Source organism: Verrucosispora sp. CNZ293, assembly GCF_002754655.1.
In genome coordinates, this window is sequence record NZ_PEFR01000001.1 from 2,682,236 (window position 1) to 2,701,198 (window position 18,963).

An 18,963-nucleotide genomic window follows, 5' to 3' on the forward strand; every position below is an offset into this window, starting at 1 on the left:
CCTCGCCCTCGCCCTCGCCCTCGCCCTCGCGATCTTGCAGTTTTGGTCGCTGGTTCGCACCCTTTGTCACGCTCTGTCGCGACGGAAAGTGCAAGATCGCGAGGGCGGGTGGGGGTGGGGACGGGGCGAGCAGGGGGTCAGGGGAGGGGTTCGACGCCGGGTGGGAGTTGGGCGGTGGTGGTGGCGGTGTGCACGTAGTCGAGGAGGATGCGGCGTAGTTCGCGGCCGGCGTGGGTGGGTACGACGTCGCGGCGGCGGGCCACGGCGATGGTGCGACGTACGCCGGGTGGGGCGAGCCGGGTGACTCGGATGCCGGGGCGGCGGGCCACCACGATGCCGGGGACCAGGGCGATGCCCAGCCCGGCCTCGACGAAGCTGAGCACGGCGTCCATCTCACCGCCGTCGACCGACAGGGTCGGCTCGAAGCCGGCGTCCCGGCAGGCCTGGAGGGTGGCGTCGCGCAGGTCGTAGCCCTCGCGGAACATCACCAGGGGCTGGTCGCGCAGGTCGGTGATGCGCAGGTCGGCACCGGGGTTGGCGGCCGGCACCGGCTCCACCGAGGCGACCACCAGGCTCTCGGTGAGGATCGGGTCGACGCGCAGCCCCGGGTCGGCACCCTGCGCGGGCATGATGATCAACGCCAGGTCGAGGTCGCCGCGGAGCAGGTCCCGGACGAGGTCCTGCGAGCCGCCCTCCTCGACCCGGAGGTCGACCGTGGGGTGGGCGTCGCGGAAGCGGCGGAGCACCGGCGGGGCGAGCGAGGTGGCGAGGCTGGGGGTGGCGCCGAGGCGTACCCGGCCGCGTCGCAGGCCGACCAGTTCCTGCACCTCCCGGGTGGCGGTCTCGACGTCGGCCAGGATCCGCGTGGCCAACGGCAGCAGCACCTCCCCCGCCGCGGTGAGCGTGATGTTGCCTCTTACCCGCTCGAAGAGAGGTGCGCCGAGGGTGTCCTCCAGGGCGTGAATTTGCTTACTCAACGAAGGTTGGGTGATGCCCACGATGTCGGCCGCCTGGGTGAAATGTCGTACTTCGGCCACCGCGACGAAGTACCTCAGCTGATGGAGCTGCATCTACATAGCTTATGGCTATCAAGACTGCGGTGTCGATGCATTGGACGACTGATCAAAGTGCTCCTAGCGTCGGTCGAGTGGTAGTCACGACGAGAACCCGGTCGCCCATCCGATCCAATGTCGGCCTCAAGGCCGTCATGGCGGTGACGGGCATCCTGCTGGTGCTGTTCCTCATCGCCCACATGCTGGGCAACCTGAAGATCTTCTCGGGCGCGTCGTCGTTCGACCACTACGCGCACTGGCTGCGCGACCTCGGCGTCCCGCTGCTGCCCAGCGCCGGATTCCTGTGGATCCAGCGGGTCGGCCTGCTGGCGGCGGTGCTGCTGCACATCTGGGCCGCAACGGTCCTGGCGATGCGCGCCCGGGCCGCCCGTCCGGTGCGCTACGCCCACCGCAAGAAGGTCCGGGGCAGCTACGCGGCCCGGACCATGCGCTGGGGCGGTGTGATCATCCTGCTCTTCGTGGTCTACCACATCCTCGACCTGACCACCGGCACGCTGAACCCGGTGGGCGACCCGTCCCGGCCGTACGCGAACGTGGTCGCCGACTTCGCCCCGGAGCGCTGGTACGTCACGCTCTTCTACACCCTGGCGATCGTCGCGCTCGGCTTCCACCTGCGGCACGGCGTGTTCAGCGCGCTGCGCAGCCTCGGCCAGCAGACCCCGCGTGGCGAGCAGCGGGCCCGGGCGGTGGCGTTGGTCTTCGCCGTCGTGCTCTGCGCCGGCTATCTCGTGGTCCCGTTCGCCGTACTCACCGGATTGGTGTCCTGACCATGGATCTGTTCACCGAGGGCGACCCGATCGCCGACACCAGGGCCCCCGACGGGCCGATCGAGACCCGCTGGGAACGTCGCCGCTTCGAGGCGAAGCTGGTCAACCCGGCCAACCGCCGCAAGATGACTGTCATCGTGGTCGGCACCGGCCTGGCCGGCGGCTCCGCCGCCGCGACGCTCGCCGAGCAGGGCTACCGGGTCAAGTCGTACTGCTACCAGGACAGCCCGCGCCGGGCGCACTCGATCGCCGCGCAGGGCGGCATCAACGCCGCCAAGAACTACCGCAACGACGGCGACTCGGTGCACCGGCTCTTCTACGACACCGTCAAGGGCGGTGACTTCCGCTCCCGCGAGTCGAACGTGCACCGGCTGGCCGAGGTCTCGGTGAACATCATCGACCAGTGCGTCGCCCAGGGTGTCCCGTTCGCCCGCGAGTACGGCGGCCTGCTCGACACCCGGTCCTTCGGCGGCGCGCAGGTGCAGCGCACCTTCTACGCCCGGGGCCAGACCGGCCAGCAGTTGCTGCTCGGCGCGTACCAGGCGTTGGAGCGGCAGATCGGCCTGGGCAACGTGGAGATGTACGCCCGGCACGAGATGCTGGAGCTGATCGTCGTCGACGGCAAGGCCCGGGGCATCGTGGTCCGGGACATGGTCACCGGCGAGATCACCACGGAGTTCGCCGACGCGGTGGTGCTCGCCTCCGGCGGCTACGGCAACGTCTTCTACCTCTCCACGAACGCCAAGGGCTGCAACGTCACCGCGACCTGGCGGGCGCACCGCAAGGGCGCGTACTTCGCCAACCCCTGCTACACCCAGATCCACCCGACCTGCATCCCGGTCTCCGGCGACCACCAGTCGAAGCTGACCCTGATGAGCGAGTCGCTGCGCAACGACGGCCGGGTCTGGGTGCCGAAGGCCAAGGGCGACGACCGTGACCCCCGCGACATCCCCGAGGACGAGCGCGACTACTACCTGGAGCGCATCTACCCGTCCTTCGGCAACCTGGTGCCCCGGGACATCGCCTCCCGCGCCGCGAAGAACGTCTGCGACGAGGGCCGGGGCGTGGGCCCGACGAAGCTCGGCGTCTACCTCGACTTCGCCGACGCCATCGACCGGCTGGGCCGCAAGGCCATCGAGGCCAAGTACGGCAACCTCTTCGAGATGTACGAGCGGATCACCGGCGAGGACCCGTACGAGGTCCCGATGCGGATCTACCCCGCCGTGCACTACACGATGGGCGGGCTCTGGGTCGACTACGACCTCCAGTCGACGATCCCCGGCCTGTTCGTCATCGGTGAGGCCAACTTCTCCGACCACGGCGCGAACCGGCTCGGCGCATCGGCGCTGATGCAGGGCCTGGCCGACGGATACTTCGTGCTGCCCAACACGGTCGCCAACTACCTCGCCGCCGGCCCGTTCGAAAAGGTCGACGCGACCCACCCGGCGGCCGTCGAGGCACGTCGCGACGTGGAGGACCGCATCCAGCGACTGCTCGCGATCGACGGCGACCGCACTGTGGACTCGTTCCACCGCGAGCTGGGCCAGATCATGTGGGAGCACTGCGGCATGGAGCGCTCCGAGGCGGGGCTGCGCAAGGCCATCGACGAGATCCGCGCCCTGCGCGACGAGTTCTGGCAGCGGGTCCGGGTGCCGGGCAACGGCGAAGGGCTCAACCAGTCGCTGGAGAAGGCCGGCCGGGTCGCCGACTTCTTCGAGCTGGCCGAGCTGATGTGCATCGACGCCCTGCACCGGGAGGAGTCCTGCGGCGGCCACTTCCGCGCCGAGCACCAGACTCCCGAGGGCGAGGCCCAGCGCGACGACGAGCGTTTCGCCTATGTCGCGGCCTGGGAGTTCACCGCCACGGGTGAGCCCTCGGTGCTGCACAAGGAAGACCTGAACTTCGAATACGTCCACCCCACGCAGCGGAGCTACAAGTGAACCTGACCCTGCGCATCTGGCGCCAGTCCGGCCCCCAGGACAAGGGTCGGATGGTGACGTACCAGGTCGACGACGTCTCCCCGGACATGTCGTTCCTGGAAATGCTCGACGTGCTCAACGAGCGCCTCATCCTCGCCGGCGACGAGCCGATCGCCTTCGACCACGACTGCCGCGAGGGCATCTGCGGCATGTGCGGCCTCATGATCAACGGCGACGCGCACGGTCCGCAGCGCGGCACCACCGCCTGCCAGCTGCACATGCGGCAGTTCTCCGACGGCGACACCATCGACATCGAGCCGTGGCGCGCGCGGGCCTTCCCGGTCATCAAGGACCTGGTGGTCAACCGCAACGCCTTCGACAAGATCATCGCTGCCGGCGGGTACGTCACCGCGCCCACCGGCAGCGCACCGGAGGCGCACTCCGTACCGGTGGCCAAGGCCGACGCGGACGCCGCCTTCGAGTCCGCCGCCTGCATCGGCTGCGGCGCCTGCGTGGCGGCCTGCCCGAACGGCTCCGGCATGCTGTTCACCGCCGCCAAGGTCACCCAGCTCTCGCTGCTGCCGCAGGGCCAGCCGGAGCGCTACACCCGGGTGATCGGCATGGTCGACGCGCACGACGAGGCCGGCTTCGGCGGCTGCACCAACGCCGGCGAGTGCACGGTGGTCTGCCCGAAGGGCATCCCGCTGACCACAATCGGCCGCCTCAACCGCGACTACCTGGCCGCCACCACCCGCCACGCCGACACCCCCGGCACCTGACCCGCCGCGACCGGCCCACGGACCGGCCGCCGTACCGATCCCCGGTACGGCGGCCGGTCCCGTTCCAGGCCCGCTTCCCGCTCCGACGCCGGTCCGCGCCATGCGATCCGCGTTTCGGGTACGCCCGCGATCCATCCACGCCCTCAGCTCGACAGGATCCACCACCCCATCCCTCCGCCGAGCCGCCCCTGCTCCACAGGCCACCCTCACTCCGCCGAACCACCCTCGCTCCGGGCCTCGCCACCCGGCCGGCCGCAACCCAGGAGACGGCGGCGCTGCCGATTCAACCGGTCCGTGACGGGTAGCAGTTCAGCTAGGGACGGCGGCGAGGAGGAGGCGACATGCGGGCACTGACATGGCAGGGGAAGCGGGACGTACGGGTGGAGGAGGTGCCCGACCCGAGGATCGAGGACCCGACCGACGCGATCGTACGGATCACCTCCACCGCCATCTGCGGCTCCGACCTGCACCTGTACGAAGTCCTGGGGCCGTATCTCAAGCCGGGTGACATCCTCGGCCACGAACCGATGGGCATCGTCGAGGAGGTCGGGCCCGGGGTGACCCGACTCAAGCCCGGCGACCGGGTGGTGGTGCCGTTCAACATCGCCTGCGGCTCCTGCTGGATGTGCCAGCGACAGCTCTACGCCCAGTGCGAGACCACCCAGGTCACCGCCGAGGGCAAGGGCGCCGCCCTGTTCGGCTACACCTCCCTCTACGGCGCGGTGCCCGGCGGGCAGGCCCAGTTCCTCCGCGTCCCGCACGCCGAGTTCGGTCCGATCACGGTGCCGGACGAGGGGCCGGACGAGCGCTGGCTCTACCTTTCCGACATCCTGCCGACCGCGTGGCAGGCGGTGAAGTACGCCGACACCCCGCGCGGCGGCACCCTGGCGGTCTTCGGGCTGGGGCCGGTGGGCCAGTTCTGCGCCCGCATCGGCCGGCACCTCGGCGCGGACCGGGTGATCGGCCTCGACCTGGTGCCGGAGCGGCTGGAGATGGCCCGCCGGCACGGTGTGGAGGTGCTCGACATCTCCCAGCTCGACGACGTGCCCGGCACGTTGATCGACCTGGTGGACGGCCGGGGGCCGGACGCGGTGATCGACGCGGTGGGCATGGAGTCGCACGGCGCGCCGCTGGGCAAGATGGCTCAGGCCGCCGCCGGCCTGCTGCCGGACAAGCTCGCCCAGCCGATGATCGACAAGGTGGGGGTGGACCGGCTGGTCGCGCTCAAGGCCGCGCTCAAGGGTGTCCGGCGCGGCGGCACCGTCTCCATCTCCGGCGTGTACGGCGGCGAGGTCGACCCGTTGCCGCTGATGGAGATGTTCGACCGGGGCGTCCAGGTGCGGATGGGCCAGTGCCACGTCCGCCGCTGGACCGACGAGATCATCCCGCTGCTCACCGACGACGACCCGCTCGGCGTCGCCGACCTGCGTACCCACCGGCTGCCGCTGGAGCAGGCGCCGCAGGCGTACGAGATGTTCCAGAAGAAGCAGGACGGCTGCGTGAAGGTCGTCCTCGCCCCGTGAGCCCATCGACGGGATCACCTACGTCGATCCTTCGGCCTAGGGTGTGTCCTGGACACACCAGGGGACCGACGGGAGAGACGAGTGACCATCCGGATGGACCGCAGGACCGCGCTCGGCCTGGGCACCGTGGCGACGGCCGGCACCGTGTTCGGCAGCGCGGTGCCCGCCGCCGCTGACCCCGCCGGGGAGACGACGACGGGGGACGGCCCGCGCGACCGCGAACGGCTCGCCGCCCGCATCGCCGCCGTCTTCCGGCGGGAGAGCACGCGGGCCGGCGGCAACTGGCAGGCGTACGTCAGCCTGGCCGGCCCGGACGGACCGTTGGTCGCGGTGGACGAGTCGGCGGATCTGCGGATCGAGGCGTACAGCGTCAACAAGATCGCCGTGGCGGTCGCGGTGCTGGACAAGGTCGACAGGGGGCTGCTCACCCTCGACCATCAGGTCGAGGTGACCCAGGCGATCGTGGTGACCGGCGGCGACGGCATCTTCAGCCTGGACGGCGCCTACCCCAGCCTGGTCACTGTCGGCCACGTCCTGGCGAACCTGCTGACCGTCTCCGACGACACGGCGGTACGGCTCTGCGGTCTGGTCTGCCCGGCCGCCGAGGTCAACCAGATCCTCGTCGCGAAGGGCTTCCCGAACACGCAGGTGCAGCCGGTGGCCAACCCGAACCGCTTCTTCCTGGGCACCAGCACGCCACGGGAGACCCACGACCTGCTGCGCGCGCTCGTCGGCGGCACCCTGCTCTCCCCCACCTCGACCGACCTCGTGCTGCGGCTGCTGCGCTCGCCTGTGGCGTTCACCGACGGGGTACGCCGGGAGATGTCCTCCGCCGAACGGGCCCGGATCGCCACCAAGGCCGGCTGGTTCGTCGACGCCCGGCACGAAGCTGGAGTGATCTTCGACACTGCCGGCGCGCCACTTGTCACGTACGCCCTTTTCGCCGACGGGCAGGCCGGCGCGGACGACTTCGGCGCCACCCACCCCGCCGTGCAGGCCCGGGCCCGGTGGGGACGACGGGTCATGGATCTCACCGCCGGTTTCGATGGCGCCGGCGTCGCCCACCGCAGACACTCGTACCGCCCCAGCAACGGCGGTTGAGAGCGGCCGGAGGCGGCTAACGTGGACTCGGCATCAACCGAGGGGGGACCATGCGGGCGCCGAACGAGCCGAACGGACGTACCACCGGTCGGCGGATCACGTCGGTGGCGGGCCTGGCCGCGTTGGCCGGACTCGCCGGTGCGGCCTGGGCGGCGCGGAACGTGCCGGCCGCGCTCGGCGGTCGACTCGCCGGCGTCCGCGCCGAACGGGCGGCCCGGTCACCACAGTTCCGGGACGGCCTTTTCCACAATCGGGCCGACACCCGCACGATGGTGCCCGTCTCGGACCGCAACCTCTTCCGTGAGCTGCTCTTCGGCAAGCAGAAACGTCGGCCCGCCGCACCCGTGCCACTGCTGCGGCCGGCCGCCGAGACCGGCATCGACCCGGCCCGCGAACTCAACATCATCTGGTACGGCCACGCCTCCGCCCTGATCGAGATCGAGGGTCGACGGGTGCTGCTGGACCCGGTGTGGAGCGACAGGTGCTCCCCCTCCACGGCGGTCGGCCCGCGCCGGCTGCACGAACCGCCGGTACGCCTCGACGAACTGCCCCGCATCGACGCGATCCTCATCTCGCACGACCACTACGACCATCTCGACATGGGTACGGTGCGGGAGCTGACCGCCCGGCAGTCGGCACCCTTCCTGGTGCCGCTCGGGGTCGGCGCCCACCTCGACCGCTGGGGCGTACCGGCGGAGCGGATCATCGAGCTGGACTGGTCGCAGACCCACCGGGTGTCCGGGTTGGAGATCACCTGCACCGCCGCCCAGCACTTCTCCGGCCGGGGCCTGCGTCGCAACGTCACACTGTGGAGCTCCTGGGTGGTGGCCGGTCAGCAGCGCCGCGTCTACTACACCGGAGACTCCGGCTACTTCGGCGGGTACGCCGAGATCGGCGCCGCACACGGACCGTTCGACGTGACGCTCATGCAGATCGGCGCGTACGACCGGGCCTGGCCGGGCATCCACATGTTCCCGGAGGAGGCGGTCGCCGCCCACCTGGACCTGCGCGGCGGGCTGTTCCTGCCGGTGCACTGGGCCACCTTCAACCTCGCCCTGCACGACTGGTCCGAGCCGGTGGACCGGCTCTGGGCCGAGGCGAAGGCCCGCGACGTGCGGCTGGCCGTGCCGCGCCCCGGCGAGCGGGTGGTGGTCGACGACCCGCCACCCGTCGACGGCTGGTGGCAGGCCATCGCCTGACCGGGCGGTGACCCGCCGGGCCCGAGCCGGCCGTCTCAGAGGACGAACGCGTCGGTCCACAGGGCGCCGGAGCGGCCGGAGAGCGCGTCCAGCATCGCCACCGCCTGACTGTCGGTGAGCTGCGCGACGAAGTCCACGATGGCCCGACCGCGCGCCCTGCCGATCCGGTCCGGGGTACGCGGATGCAGCTCCGCCTCGGCCAGCTCCACCAGGTCGTGCAGCCGCCGGGGCAGTCTGGACTCCTCCTCCGGGTCGAGCAGCCACTCCCGCAGCGCCTCGACCAGGGTGTCGAGCAGCCGGGCCTGACCACGCTGGTGCAACGCCAGGTCGGGACGGGCCAGCACGAACCGGTGGTGGACGAACTTGAGCACCTGCACCTCGTGCCACTGGGCCGGGGCCAGCAGCACGTGCCCGGAGCGTACGGCGGGCTGCTCGACGACGGTGATCGCGTCCACGAAGCGGGTGGTCCACCGGGCGGAGAAGCGGGCCACGTACTGCTCCGCCTCGATCGAACCGTCGAACGGCAGCGCGAGCAGCCCCTCGACCAGTTCCTCCCGGACATGCTCGACGGCGGCGGCGAACGCCTCGTCGTCGGCGATCCAGGCGTCCTTGTGGTGCAGTTGGCGACGCAGCCGCTCGATCGACGAGCCGGGCCGACGGGCCGAGGTGGCCAGCGCCGGGTCGGTGATCGCCCGCAGATGGCCGCCCTCGCGCTGCCAGGCCATCAGCTCGGCGGCCACCGCGCCCTGCTGGAGCACGCCGACCCGGTAGAAGTCCTCCACGTCGTGGATGGCGTACGCGATGTCGTCTGCGGTGTCCATCACCGACGCCTCGACGGTCTGCTGCCAGTCGGCGATCCGGCCGGCGAACGGTGCCCGGGCCTGCCGCAGGTCGTCCAGCTCCGTGCGGTACGCCCCGAACTTCGCCGAGCCGCTGTCCGGGTCGTCCGGCGGCGGGGTCGCGCCGCGCGGCGGCGGGTCCATCAGGCGGGGATGCGGGTCGGGGTGATCGAGCCGGGTCCACGGGTACTTCAACATCGCCGCCCGCACCGCCGCGGTCAGGTCCAGGCCGGTGGTCGCCGCGCCCCGGATCTCGGTCGAGGTGACGATCCGGTACGACTGGGCATTGCCCTCGAACCCGTCGGTCAGGCCGAGGCGGTGCCGGGCCAGCCGGTCCAGCACCCGCTCCCCCAGGTGCCCGAAGGGTGGGTGGCCGAGGTCGTGGGCGAGCGCGGCGGCCTCCACCACGTCCGGGTCGCAGCCGCCCAGCTTCTCCACCAGGTCGCGCTGGTGTCCGTCGGCGGTGAGCCGCTCGGCTATCGCCCGGGCCACCTGGGCGACCTTGAGACTGTGGGTGAGCCGGTTGTGCACAAGCAGCCCCGACCCGCCCGGGCTGACCACCTGGGTGACGCCGCCGAGCCGGGTGAAGAACGGCGAGCCGACGATGCGGTCCCGGTCGGCCCGGAACGGGCTGCTCGCCAGGTCGCCGAGGGCCCGCGCGCTGCCGCCGAAGAGTCGGCGCGCCCGGGGCTCCACAGGTGGTTCCATGATCGCCACGGTAGCCCGGCAGAATGCACCACGGAACCCACACCCGAAGGCGGAGCGACATCGTGACCCTCTCTGTTCATCAGCGGATCGCCGAGGAACTCGGCGTCGCCGAGCGCCAGGTACGCGCGGCCGTGGAGCTGCTCGACGGTGGTGCCACCGTGCCGTTCATCGCGCGCTACCGGAAGGAGGCCACCGGCCTGCTCGACGACACCCAGCTGCGCACCCTGGAGGAGCGCCTGCGGTACCTGCGCGAGTTGGACGAGCGGCGCGCGGCGGTGCTGGAGTCCATCCGCTCCCAGGGCAAGCTCGACGAGGCCCTGGAAGCGCAGATCATGGCGGCCGACTCGAAGTCCCGCCTGGAGGACATCTACCTGCCGTACAAGCCGAAGCGGCGGACCCGGGCGCAGATCGCCCGCGAGGCCGGGCTGGAGCCACTGGCGGACACGCTGCTCGGCGACCCGACCCAGGATCCCCGCTCGGTGGCGGCGGCGTACGTCGACGCCGACAAGGGCGTGGCCGACGCCGCCGCCGCGCTGGACGGCGCGCGGGCCATCCTGATCGAGCGGTTCGCCGAGGACGCCGACCTGATCGGCACGCTGCGCGAGCAGATGTGGTCGCGCGGCCGGCTGGTGTCCCGGGTACGCGAGGGACAGGAGAGCGCCGGAGCGAAGTTCGCCGACTACTTCGACTTCGCCGAGCCGTACCCGAAGCTGCCCTCGCACCGCATCCTGGCCATGTTCCGGGGCGAGAAGGAGGGCGTACTCGACCTGACCATGGACCCGGAGGCCGAGGGCGACGTCGACGCGGCGGTGACCGGGCCGACCCGCTACGAGGCCGCCATCGCCGGCCGGTTCGGGGTCAGTGACAAGGGGCGGCCCGCCGACCGGTGGCTGGCCGACACGGTGCGCTGGGCGTGGCGTACCCGCATCCTCATCCACCTCGGCGCGGACCTGCGGATGCGGCTGTGGCAGGCGGCCGAGGAGGAGGCCGTCCGGGTCTTCGCCACGAACCTGCGGGACCTGCTGCTGGCCGCGCCGGCCGGCGCCCGGCCCACCATGGGGCTGGACCCGGGCCTGCGGACCGGGGTGAAGGTGGCGGTGGTGGACGCCACCGGCAAGGTGGTCGCCACCGACACCATCTACCCGCACGAACCGCGCCGGCAGTGGGACGCCTCGCTGCACACCCTGGCCACGCTCGCCGCCGCGCACGGGGTCGAGCTGGTCGCCATCGGCAACGGCACCGCCAGCCGGGAGACCGACAAGCTGGCCGGTGACCTGATCAAGCGGCACCCGGAGCTGAAGCTGACGAAGGTGGTGGTCTCCGAGGCCGGCGCGTCGGTCTACTCGGCCTCCGCGTACGCCGCCCAGGAACTGCCCGGCCTGGACGTGTCGCTGCGCGGCGCGGTCTCCATCGCCCGCCGCTTGCAGGACCCGCTCGCCGAACTGGTGAAGATCGACCCACGTTCCATCGGGGTCGGGCAGTACCAGCACGACCTGTCCGAGGTGAAGCTCTCCCGGTCGCTGGACGCGGTGGTGGAGGACTGCGTCAACGGCGTCGGCGTGGACGTCAACACCGCCTCCGCGCCGCTGCTGACCCGGGTCTCCGGCATCGGCGCCGGGCTGGCCGAGAACATCGTGCTGCACCGCGACGCCAACGGTCCCTTCCGCACCCGGGCCGAGCTGAAGAAGGTGGCCCGACTCGGCCCCAAGGCGTTCGAACAGTGCGCCGGCTTCCTGCGCATCCCCGGCGGCGACGACCCGCTGGACTCGTCAAGCGTGCACCCCGAGGCGTACCCGGTGGTGCGCCGGATCCTGGCCAGCACCGGCCAGGACCTGCGGACGGTCATCGGCAAGAGCGCCATCCTGCGGGGACTGCGCGCGACCGACTTCGTCGACGACACGTTCGGCCTGCCCACCGTCACCGACATCATCGCCGAACTGGAGAAGCCGGGCCGCGACCCACGGCCGGAGTTCAAGACGGCGACCTTCGTCGAGGGCGTCGAGAAGATCAGCGACCTGACGCCGGGAATGGTGCTGGAGGGTGTGGTCACCAATGTGGCCGCGTTCGGCGCGTTCGTGGATGTCGGCGTGCACCAGGACGGCCTGGTGCACGTGTCGGCGATGTCCCGCACCTTCGTGAAGGACCCGCGCGACGTGGTCAAGTCCGGCGACGTGGTGAAGGTCAAGGTGCTGGACGTCGACGTACCGCGCAAGCGCATCTCGCTGACCCTGCGCCTGGACGACGAGTCCGAGCCCGGCGCCGGACGTGGTGGCGGCCGGGACGGCGCGGCCGGTCAGGGCCGCGACGGGCAGCGCGGCCAGCGCCGTGACGGGCAGGGTGGTCGGGGTGGCCAGGGTCGCGACGGGCAGGGCGGTCGGGGTGGTCAGGGTCGCGACGGGCAGGGCCGAGGTGGTCACGGCCGTGGTGAGCAGGGCGGACAGGGGCGTGGCGGACAGGTGCGCCAGGGCCGGGGCAGTTCCTCCGCACCCGCCGATGGCGCGATGGCCGACGCGCTTCGCCGCGCCGGCCTGCTCTAGAGCGAGCATCCCTCGCCAACGGCCGTAGGGCCTCAACCCGCATACACCCGCCGCCCGAGACGATGCGTCTGGTGACGCAGAGCAAGCGCCTCAGCCGCCCACCGAGGGCCCGCCGCCGAAGCCATACACGTCACAGCAGAGCCGGGAACGCGGAGGGCGGTGGCGGGTGGCGTACCGTCGGGTCGTGGTGAGCGACGGCGGCCCGGACTGGCGAGAGACGCGACGGCAGGCGGTGCTGGCGCACGCGGCGGCCGCGCAGCGCCGCCGGGAGGCCGAGCAGGCGGAGGCGGCGGCGCTGGTCAGCGCGTTCGTCGCCGAGGCGCGGCGGCGCGGCCTGGCCACCACTCGACTAGTCGCGCGGTCGCATGACGGTCGCGCCCGCTACCGGACCAACCTGCACGGCTGGTACATCGATCGGGCGCGCAGCCGGGCGGTCGACGTGGACGGCCGCTTTCACCTGCTGACCGTGCCGCGCTCGCTGCGCGCCCGACTCCTCGGCGCGGATCCGCAGCCCGACCCGGCCCCGCTGATCGTCGGCGAGGGCGCCCGGGACGGCGAGTCGCTACCGCTGCGAATCATGTTGCAGCGCCGACTCGACGCGGTCGACGCAGACCTCTGACCAGCGGCTACGCGACACACCCGAGGTGACGCGGCGCGCCGGGACGCGTGTCTTTTGCGCGTCCCGGCGGGTTGACGTGTCGGGATCCGTGTCGACTGTCGCTATTTTCCGATGCCACGAGCGATGAGTCTGATACAACCCGTTTGTCTGCTACGACCGGTTGACGTACGGAGGTCAGAACGGTGCCCGTATCCTCGGTGACCGCGCCGACGCGCCCGCCCCGGCCCGCACGGCCGGACGATCCGGTCAAGCGGCTGTTCGACGTGGTGGTCGCGACCGCACTGCTGCTGTTGACCGCGCCGCTGATGGCCGCGGTCGCGGCGGCGGTGGCGGTGCGGCTGGGTCGACCGGTGTTGTTTCGGCAGTGCCGCATCGGGCGGGACGACCGACCGTTCGAGTTGATCAAATTTCGCACCATGCGGGCACCTGATTCGGCCCGGGGGCTGCTGACCGACGCCGACCGGCTCACGCCGCTCGGCCGCTGGCTGCGGGCCACCAGCCTGGACGAACTTCCGACGCTCTGGTGCGTGCTACGGGGGGACATGAGCATCGTCGGCCCCCGGCCGCTGCTGCCGGAGTACCTGAGCAGGTACTCCCCCACCCAGGCGCGGCGGCACGAGGTGCGCCCGGGCATCACCGGGCTCGCCCAGGTACGCGGGCGCAACAGCCTCGACTGGGACGCCAAGTTCTCGCTCGACGTGGAGTACGTGACGAGCCGCAACCTTCGTCTCGACCTGTCGATCCTGGTGGCCACCGTCCGTACCGTGCTGCGCCGGGACGGCATCTCGGCAGACGGCAACGCCACCATGCCGGAGTTTCTCGGGAGCCGACGATGACCGGCGCCATTCTCCTGTCCTCACCGGACATCGGGCCGTTGGAGGAGTCGTACCTGGTCGCGGCGCTACGCTCCGGCTGGGTGGCGCCGGCCGGTCCGGATCTCGACGCATTCGAACAGGAGATCGCCGCCCGGGTGGGAACGCGGGGCGCGGTGGCGGTCAGCTCGGGCACCGCCGCGCTGCACCTGGCGTTGCTCGGGTTGGGTGTCGGCCCGGGAGACGCGGTGCTGGTACCTACGCTGACCTTCGTCGCCACCGCCAACGCGGTCCGCTACACCGGGGCCCGACCGATCTTCGTCGACTGCGACCCGCGGACGGGGAACATCGACGTTGCCCTGGTCGCCGACCTGCTGCTGGAACTCCGCTCGCGTGGCGAGCGGATCGGTGCGGTGATCCCGGTCGACATGTTCGGCAGTTGCGCCGACTACACCGCCCTGCTGCCCATCTGCGCCGCCGCCGACGTACCGGTGGTCGAGGACGCGGCAGAAGCACTAGGTGCCACACATCTCGGCCGACCAGCTGGCTCCTTCGGCCGGGTCGGCGCCCTCTCCTTCAACGGAAACAAGATCATGACCACCTCCGGTGGCGGCATGCTCGTCGGCGACGACCTGGCGTTGCTCGACCGGGCCCGGCACCTATCCACCCAGGCACGCGAGCCGGTGCCGCACTATGAGCACCGGGAGACCGGGTACAACTACCGGCTGAGCAACCTGCTCGCGGCGCTGGGACGGGCGCAGCTTGTTCGGCTGGACGGGATGATCGACCGCCGGCGGCGACTGCGCGACCGGTACGCCAAGCTCTTCGCCCCGGTGTCGGGAGCCGAACTGATTGGTGCCGAGGACACCGGCTCGAACTGCTGGCTGACCAGCGTTCGCGTGGACCCGCGACGTTCCGGGTGGACCGCGGCGGACCTCGCCGCCCACCTGGCCGCCCGGAACATCGAGACCCGTCCGGTGTGGAAGCCGATGCACCTGCAACCGGCGTACGCCGATGCGCAGAGCCGGCTCACCGGAGCCGCCGAGCGTCTCTACGCCGAGGGGTTGACTCTGCCCAGCGGCAGCGCCCTCACCGAAGCGCAGGTCACCGCCGTACTCTCGGCGATCGACGAGTTCCTGGCGGCGCGGACCGGAGTCCCGACGGCGTGACGGTACCCCTGGTCATCGTCGGCTGCGGCGGGCACGGTCGGGAGGTCCTGACCATCGCCCGTGCCGTGAACGCCGCAGCTCTGCTGCCCCGGTGGCAGGTGCTGGGCTTCGTCGACGACCGTCCGAACGAGGTGAACCTCAAGCGGGTGCAGCGGCTCGACGTGCCGTACCTCGGTGGGGTGGCCTGGTTCTCCGAGGCCCCCGCCGAGACCCAGCACGTCATCGGCATCGGTGACCCGCGGGTCCGACGGACGGTCGCCGAACGGATCGACAGGTACGGGGTACCGGCGGCAAGTCTCGTGCACCCCGACGCCACGCTCGGCTCCGACCTGCGGCACGGCCCCGCTCTGGTCGCCTTCGCCGGGGCTCGGGTCACCACGAACGTGACTCTCGGACGGCACGTGCATCTCAACCAGAACTGCACCGTCGGGCACGACTGCGAATTGGGCGACCACGTCTCGGTGAACCCGCTGGCCGCTATCTCCGGGGAGTGCCGGCTGGCGGAGGGCGTACTCGTCGGCACCACCGCCGCCGTGTTGCAGGGGCTGCGGGTGGGTCGGGACAGCACCGTCGGCGCGGGTGCCTGCGTGGTTCGTGACGTGCCCGCCGGCGTCGTGGTCAAGGGCGTACCGGCCCGCTGATCCGGCCCGGTCACCGGAACCGATGATCCGGCCGGTCACCAGGTCCGCAGCAATCCGCCATCAATCGCCGAAAAGCCAACAAAACACTCATACGGCATGTAACAAGGACAGGAGCGTATTGCTCCTTCCGCTCGCCCCGGGCGGAAGTGGTCGACAGCACAGGAGCCGCAGATGCGGGACACACAGACCAGCCGGCACCCGGACGCGACGGCGCGCCGGAGCAGGATCCGGTGGCGCACCCTGGCGTTCCTTGCCGCCGACGCCACGGCCTGGGTGGGTGGATTCGTCGCTGCCGCCTGGACCCGCTACGAGTTCGCGCTGACCACCACCCAACTGACCCGCGCCGCCGGATGTGGACTGATCGCCGCCGGGCTGCACGTGGCGGTGGCCGGGGCACGTCGGGTGCGCTCGGGACGCCACCCGCTCGGCAGCCTCCAGGAGGTTCGAGGGCTGGCCGGAACCGCCCTCACCACCATCGCGATCGTGCTGCTCGGCGTACTGCCGGCGCCGGAACGGCCGGTGCCGGCGAGCGCCCCGCTTGTCGGCGGCGCGCTCGCCCTGCTGTTCATGCTCGCCGTCCGGTTCGCCTACCGGCACCAGCGCGACCTGGCCCTGCGTCCGGACGCCCGCTCGTCGTCCCCGGTGCTGCTGTTCGGGATGGGCGACGCCGGCCAGGGACTGCTCCGCGCGCTGCTCACCGACCCGCGCAGCCGCTACCGGCCCGTAGGGGCCCTGGACGACGACCCGGACAAGCGCAACCTCTGCGTCGACGGCATCCGGGTACTCGGTGGGCGCGGTGACGTCGCCGAGGCGGTACGCCGCTCCGGCGCCACCACCGTGATCTTCTCGGTCGCCAACGCCGACGCCGCGCTCATCCGGCAGATCCGGGAGGCCACCCTGACCACCGGCGCGGCGTTCAAGGTGCTTCCGCCGGTACGCGACCTGGTCGACCACCGGATCACCGTGACCGACGTACGCGACGTACGGATCAGCGACCTGCTCGGCCGCCGGCAGGTGGTCGCCGAGATGGCGGTGCGGACCAACGGCCTCACCGGCCGACGGATCCTGGTCACCGGCGCCGGCGGCTCGATCGGCTCCGAACTGTGCCGGCAGGTGATGAAGGCCGACCCGGGCGATCTGATGATGCTCGACCGCGACGAATCGGCGCTGCACGCCCTCCAGATGTCGCTCGACGGTCGGGCGATGCTGGACGGACCCGAGCTGATCCTGGCCGACCTGCGCGACGACGAGGCGATCCGGCGGATCCTACGGGATCGCCGTCCGGAGATCATCTTCCACGCCGCCGCGCTCAAACACCTCACCCTGCTCGAACGGCACCCCGGCGAGGCGGTGAAAACCAACGTGTGGGGCACCTTGTCGGTGCTGGATGCCTGCCAGGATGTGGCGAAATTCGTCAACATCTCCACCGACAAGGCCGCCGATCCGATAAGCGTCCTGGGCTACTCCAAGCGGATCACCGAGCGACTGACCGCGCACGCCGCCTCACGATTTCCCGGCACCTTCCTCAGCGTCCGCTTCGGCAACGTACTGAGCAGCCGCGGTTCGGTGGTCACCGCCTTCCAGCGACAGATCGAGGCGGGCAACCCGCTCACCGTCACCCACCCCGAGGTGACCCGGTACCTGATGACCATGCAGGAGGCAGTGCACCTGGTGCTCCAGGCCGCCGAGATCGGCCGCGACGGCGAAGCGCTGGTGCTCGACATGGGTGAGCCGGTACGCATCGCCGACCTGGCCCGGCAGATGGCCGAGCAGGCCGGCAGTGACGTGCCGATCGTCTACACCGGGCTGCGTCCGGGCGAGAAACTGCACGAGGACCTGCTCGGCACCGGCGAGACCGACGCCCGTCCGCTGCACCCGCTGGTGTCGCACGTCGCGGTGCCTCCGCTCGATCCGCTGGAGGTCAGCGGCCTCGACCCGTTCGACGACCCGGCGAAGGTCATCGCCGAACTCGCCCGTCTCAGTGGCCAATCGGCTGCCGGCCCCGTCCAGGATGGTGTTGTCGGGCTACCCGCGCCCCGCTGATCCGGTACCTCTGTCCGGCATGTGGAGGGGCCGGCGACCATTCGGTCGCCGGCCCCAGTCTTGTGAAACGGTTTCTAGCGGCGGATGCCGGCCCACTCGTGGTGCCGTCGCACGGTGGACAAGATGAAGTCCACCACGCGTCGGGAGGTGTCCGACACCCGGTAGTCGGCCGGGCAGGGAACCCCGTCGGCGGCGACCTGCGCAACGGTGACTTCCACGGCCTCGACCACGCCCGCCGGGTCCAGTCCGGTCATGATGATGCCGCCGGCATCCAGCGCCTCAGGACGCTCAATCGACTCCCGCAGAGTGACCGCCGGGAAGCCGAGGATTGCCGACTCCTCGCTTATCGTCCCGCTGTCCGAGAGAGTGCAGAACGCGCGGGACTGAAGGTGTACGTAGTCGATCAGACCGAACGGTTCGTGAAATGCGATGCCGTCCAGCACCGTAGCGTCGGGCGCCAGGGCCTCAAGCCGCTTACGGGTACGCGGATGGGTGGAGACCAGTACCGGGTAGCCCCATCGGTCCCGGACGGCGGCGAGGCAGTCGAGTAGCCGCAGCAGCCGAGCCGGCTGGTCGACGTTCTCCTCGCGGTGCGCACTCACCATCACGTACTGGCGCGGCACCAGGTCAAGCTGGTTGAGGATCTGCGAACTGTCGATCTCTGGCTGGTAGTGATCGAGCACCTCACGCATCGGCGAGCCAGTGTGCAGGATGCGGCGCGGATGCAGGCCCTCACTGAGCAGGTTGCGTCGGGCATGCTCGGTGTAGACGAGGTTGAAATCGGCGACGTGGTCGACCAGCCGTCGGTTCGTCTCCTCCGGCACATTCAGGTCGAAGCAGCGATTGCCGGCCTCCATGTGGTAGACCGGCACCCGCATCCTCCGGGCCATCAGCGCGGCGATGCAGCTGTTGGTGTCGCCGAGCACAAGTAGCGCATCCGGCCGCACCTCAGTGATCATCTCCTCGATCCCGACCAGGACGCCGCCCAGCACCCGGCCCAGTGAGGACGTGTCCACCCGCAGAAAATGGTCCGGCGGTCGTAGCCGCAACTCGCTGAAGAAGACGTCCGAAAGGGTGCTGTCCCAGTTCTGCCCAGTGTGGACCAACACATGATCGACCGTACGATCCAGCCTCGCCAGCACCCGGGACAGGCGGATGATCTCTGGTCGGGTGCCGACCACGGTCATCACCTTGGTCATCGGTTACTCCGTTTCCGCAATCAGCACGACCGGCA

At 71.0% G+C, this 18,963-nt stretch carries 15 protein-coding genes; 12 read left to right on the forward strand and 3 right to left on the reverse strand.

All coding sequences use genetic code 11. The features are described from left to right. Positions 1-137 precede the first annotated feature (137 nt). Positions 138-1,070 carry a LysR family transcriptional regulator gene (locus CLT74_RS12230; protein WP_099846636.1) on the reverse strand — a complete coding sequence of 311 codons (933 nt, stop codon included), beginning with the start codon at positions 1,068-1,070 and terminating at the stop codon, positions 138-140. 77 nt (positions 1,071-1,147) lie between these two features. Between CLT74_RS12230 and CLT74_RS12235 the strand changes: the two genes are divergently transcribed. The 6 genes from CLT74_RS12235 (at position 1,148) to CLT74_RS12260 (ending at position 8,361) form a co-directional block, all read left to right on the forward strand. Next, the gene (locus tag CLT74_RS12235) at positions 1,148-1,840 is read left to right on the forward strand and encodes a succinate dehydrogenase cytochrome b subunit (protein WP_486582269.1); all 693 of its coding nucleotides are present in this window, start codon (positions 1,148-1,150) and stop codon (positions 1,838-1,840) included. Between the two features lie 2 nt (positions 1,841-1,842). After that, positions 1,843-3,780, forward strand: a complete 1,938-nt coding sequence (locus CLT74_RS12240; RefSeq protein ID WP_099846637.1) for a fumarate reductase/succinate dehydrogenase flavoprotein subunit — start codon at positions 1,843-1,845, stop codon at positions 3,778-3,780. After that, positions 3,777-4,538, forward strand: coding sequence for a succinate dehydrogenase/fumarate reductase iron-sulfur subunit (locus tag CLT74_RS12245; RefSeq protein ID WP_099846638.1), 762 nt, complete (start codon positions 3,777-3,779; stop codon positions 4,536-4,538). Before CLT74_RS12240 ends, CLT74_RS12245 begins: the two co-directional genes overlap by 4 nt. Before the next feature lie 341 nt (positions 4,539-4,879). Continuing rightward, positions 4,880-6,061 (forward strand): zinc-dependent alcohol dehydrogenase, encoded by a 1,182-nt coding sequence (locus CLT74_RS12250; RefSeq protein ID WP_099846639.1) that lies wholly within the window; start codon positions 4,880-4,882, stop codon positions 6,059-6,061. An 81-nt stretch (positions 6,062-6,142) separates the two neighbouring features. Next, positions 6,143-7,162, forward strand: a complete 1,020-nt coding sequence (locus CLT74_RS12255; protein ID WP_486582270.1) for a serine hydrolase — start codon at positions 6,143-6,145, stop codon at positions 7,160-7,162. Between the two features lie 50 nt (positions 7,163-7,212). After that, complete coding sequence (locus CLT74_RS12260; RefSeq protein WP_099846640.1) at positions 7,213-8,361, forward strand: MBL fold metallo-hydrolase; 1,149 nt, start codon at positions 7,213-7,215, stop codon at positions 8,359-8,361. Positions 8,362-8,396: 35 nt separating this feature from the next. Here the strand turns inward: CLT74_RS12260 and CLT74_RS12265 are convergent, their stop codons facing one another. After that, the gene (locus tag CLT74_RS12265; RefSeq protein ID WP_099846641.1) at positions 8,397-9,908 is read right to left on the reverse strand and encodes a dGTP triphosphohydrolase; all 1,512 of its coding nucleotides are present in this window, start codon (positions 9,906-9,908) and stop codon (positions 8,397-8,399) included. A gap of 62 nt (positions 9,909-9,970) precedes the next feature. Here CLT74_RS12265 and CLT74_RS12270 point away from each other — a divergent pair, with 62 nt between their 5' ends. The 6 genes from CLT74_RS12270 (at position 9,971) to CLT74_RS12295 (ending at position 17,729) form a co-directional block, all read left to right on the forward strand. Then, positions 9,971-12,445 carry a Tex family protein gene (locus tag CLT74_RS12270; RefSeq protein WP_099846642.1) on the forward strand — a complete coding sequence of 825 codons (2,475 nt, stop codon included), beginning with the start codon at positions 9,971-9,973 and terminating at the stop codon, positions 12,443-12,445. Between the two features lie 184 nt (positions 12,446-12,629). Then, complete coding sequence (locus tag CLT74_RS12275; protein ID WP_099851867.1) at positions 12,630-13,064, forward strand: hypothetical protein; 435 nt, start codon at positions 12,630-12,632, stop codon at positions 13,062-13,064. Positions 13,065-13,246: 182 nt separating this feature from the next. Then, the gene (locus CLT74_RS12280) at positions 13,247-13,900 is read left to right on the forward strand and encodes a sugar transferase (protein WP_486582271.1); all 654 of its coding nucleotides are present in this window, start codon (positions 13,247-13,249) and stop codon (positions 13,898-13,900) included. After that, positions 13,897-15,045, forward strand: a complete 1,149-nt coding sequence (locus CLT74_RS12285; RefSeq protein WP_099846644.1) for an aminotransferase class I/II-fold pyridoxal phosphate-dependent enzyme — start codon at positions 13,897-13,899, stop codon at positions 15,043-15,045. The genes CLT74_RS12280 and CLT74_RS12285 overlap by 4 nt, the downstream gene beginning before the upstream one ends. Further along, positions 15,042-15,686, forward strand: coding sequence for an acetyltransferase (locus tag CLT74_RS12290; protein WP_099846645.1), 645 nt, complete (start codon positions 15,042-15,044; stop codon positions 15,684-15,686). The genes CLT74_RS12285 and CLT74_RS12290 overlap by 4 nt, the downstream gene beginning before the upstream one ends. 171 nt (positions 15,687-15,857) lie before the next feature. After that, complete coding sequence (locus CLT74_RS12295) at positions 15,858-17,729, forward strand: nucleoside-diphosphate sugar epimerase/dehydratase (RefSeq protein ID WP_099846646.1); 1,872 nt, start codon at positions 15,858-15,860, stop codon at positions 17,727-17,729. Positions 17,730-17,803: 74 nt separating this feature from the next. Here CLT74_RS12295 and wecB read toward each other — a convergent pair whose 3' ends face one another. Further along, positions 17,804-18,928: a non-hydrolyzing UDP-N-acetylglucosamine 2-epimerase gene (gene wecB, locus CLT74_RS12300; RefSeq protein ID WP_099846647.1), complete on the reverse strand. Its 1,125-nt coding sequence runs from the start codon at positions 18,926-18,928 to the stop codon at positions 17,804-17,806. Positions 18,929-18,963 lie beyond the last annotated feature (35 nt).

Coding starts and splice junctions, on each gene's coding strand:
- CLT74_RS12260 (WP_099846640.1), top strand. CDS start 7,213: ATGCGGGCGCCGAACGAGCCGAACGGACGTACCACCGGTCGGCGGATC.
- CLT74_RS12285 (WP_099846644.1), top strand. CDS start 13,897: ATGACCGGCGCCATTCTCCTGTCCTCACCGGACATCGGGCCGTTGGAG.
- CLT74_RS12295 (WP_099846646.1), top strand. CDS start 15,858: ATGCGGGACACACAGACCAGCCGGCACCCGGACGCGACGGCGCGCCGG.
- CLT74_RS12250 (WP_099846639.1), top strand. CDS start 4,880: ATGCGGGCACTGACATGGCAGGGGAAGCGGGACGTACGGGTGGAGGAG.
- CLT74_RS12265 (WP_099846641.1), bottom strand. CDS start 9,908: ATGGAACCACCTGTGGAGCCCCGGGCGCGCCGACTCTTCGGCGGCAGC.
- CLT74_RS12240 (WP_099846637.1), top strand. CDS start 1,843: ATGGATCTGTTCACCGAGGGCGACCCGATCGCCGACACCAGGGCCCCC.
- wecB (WP_099846647.1), bottom strand. CDS start 18,928: ATGACCAAGGTGATGACCGTGGTCGGCACCCGACCAGAGATCATCCGC.
- CLT74_RS12230 (WP_099846636.1), bottom strand. CDS start 1,070: ATGCAGCTCCATCAGCTGAGGTACTTCGTCGCGGTGGCCGAAGTACGA.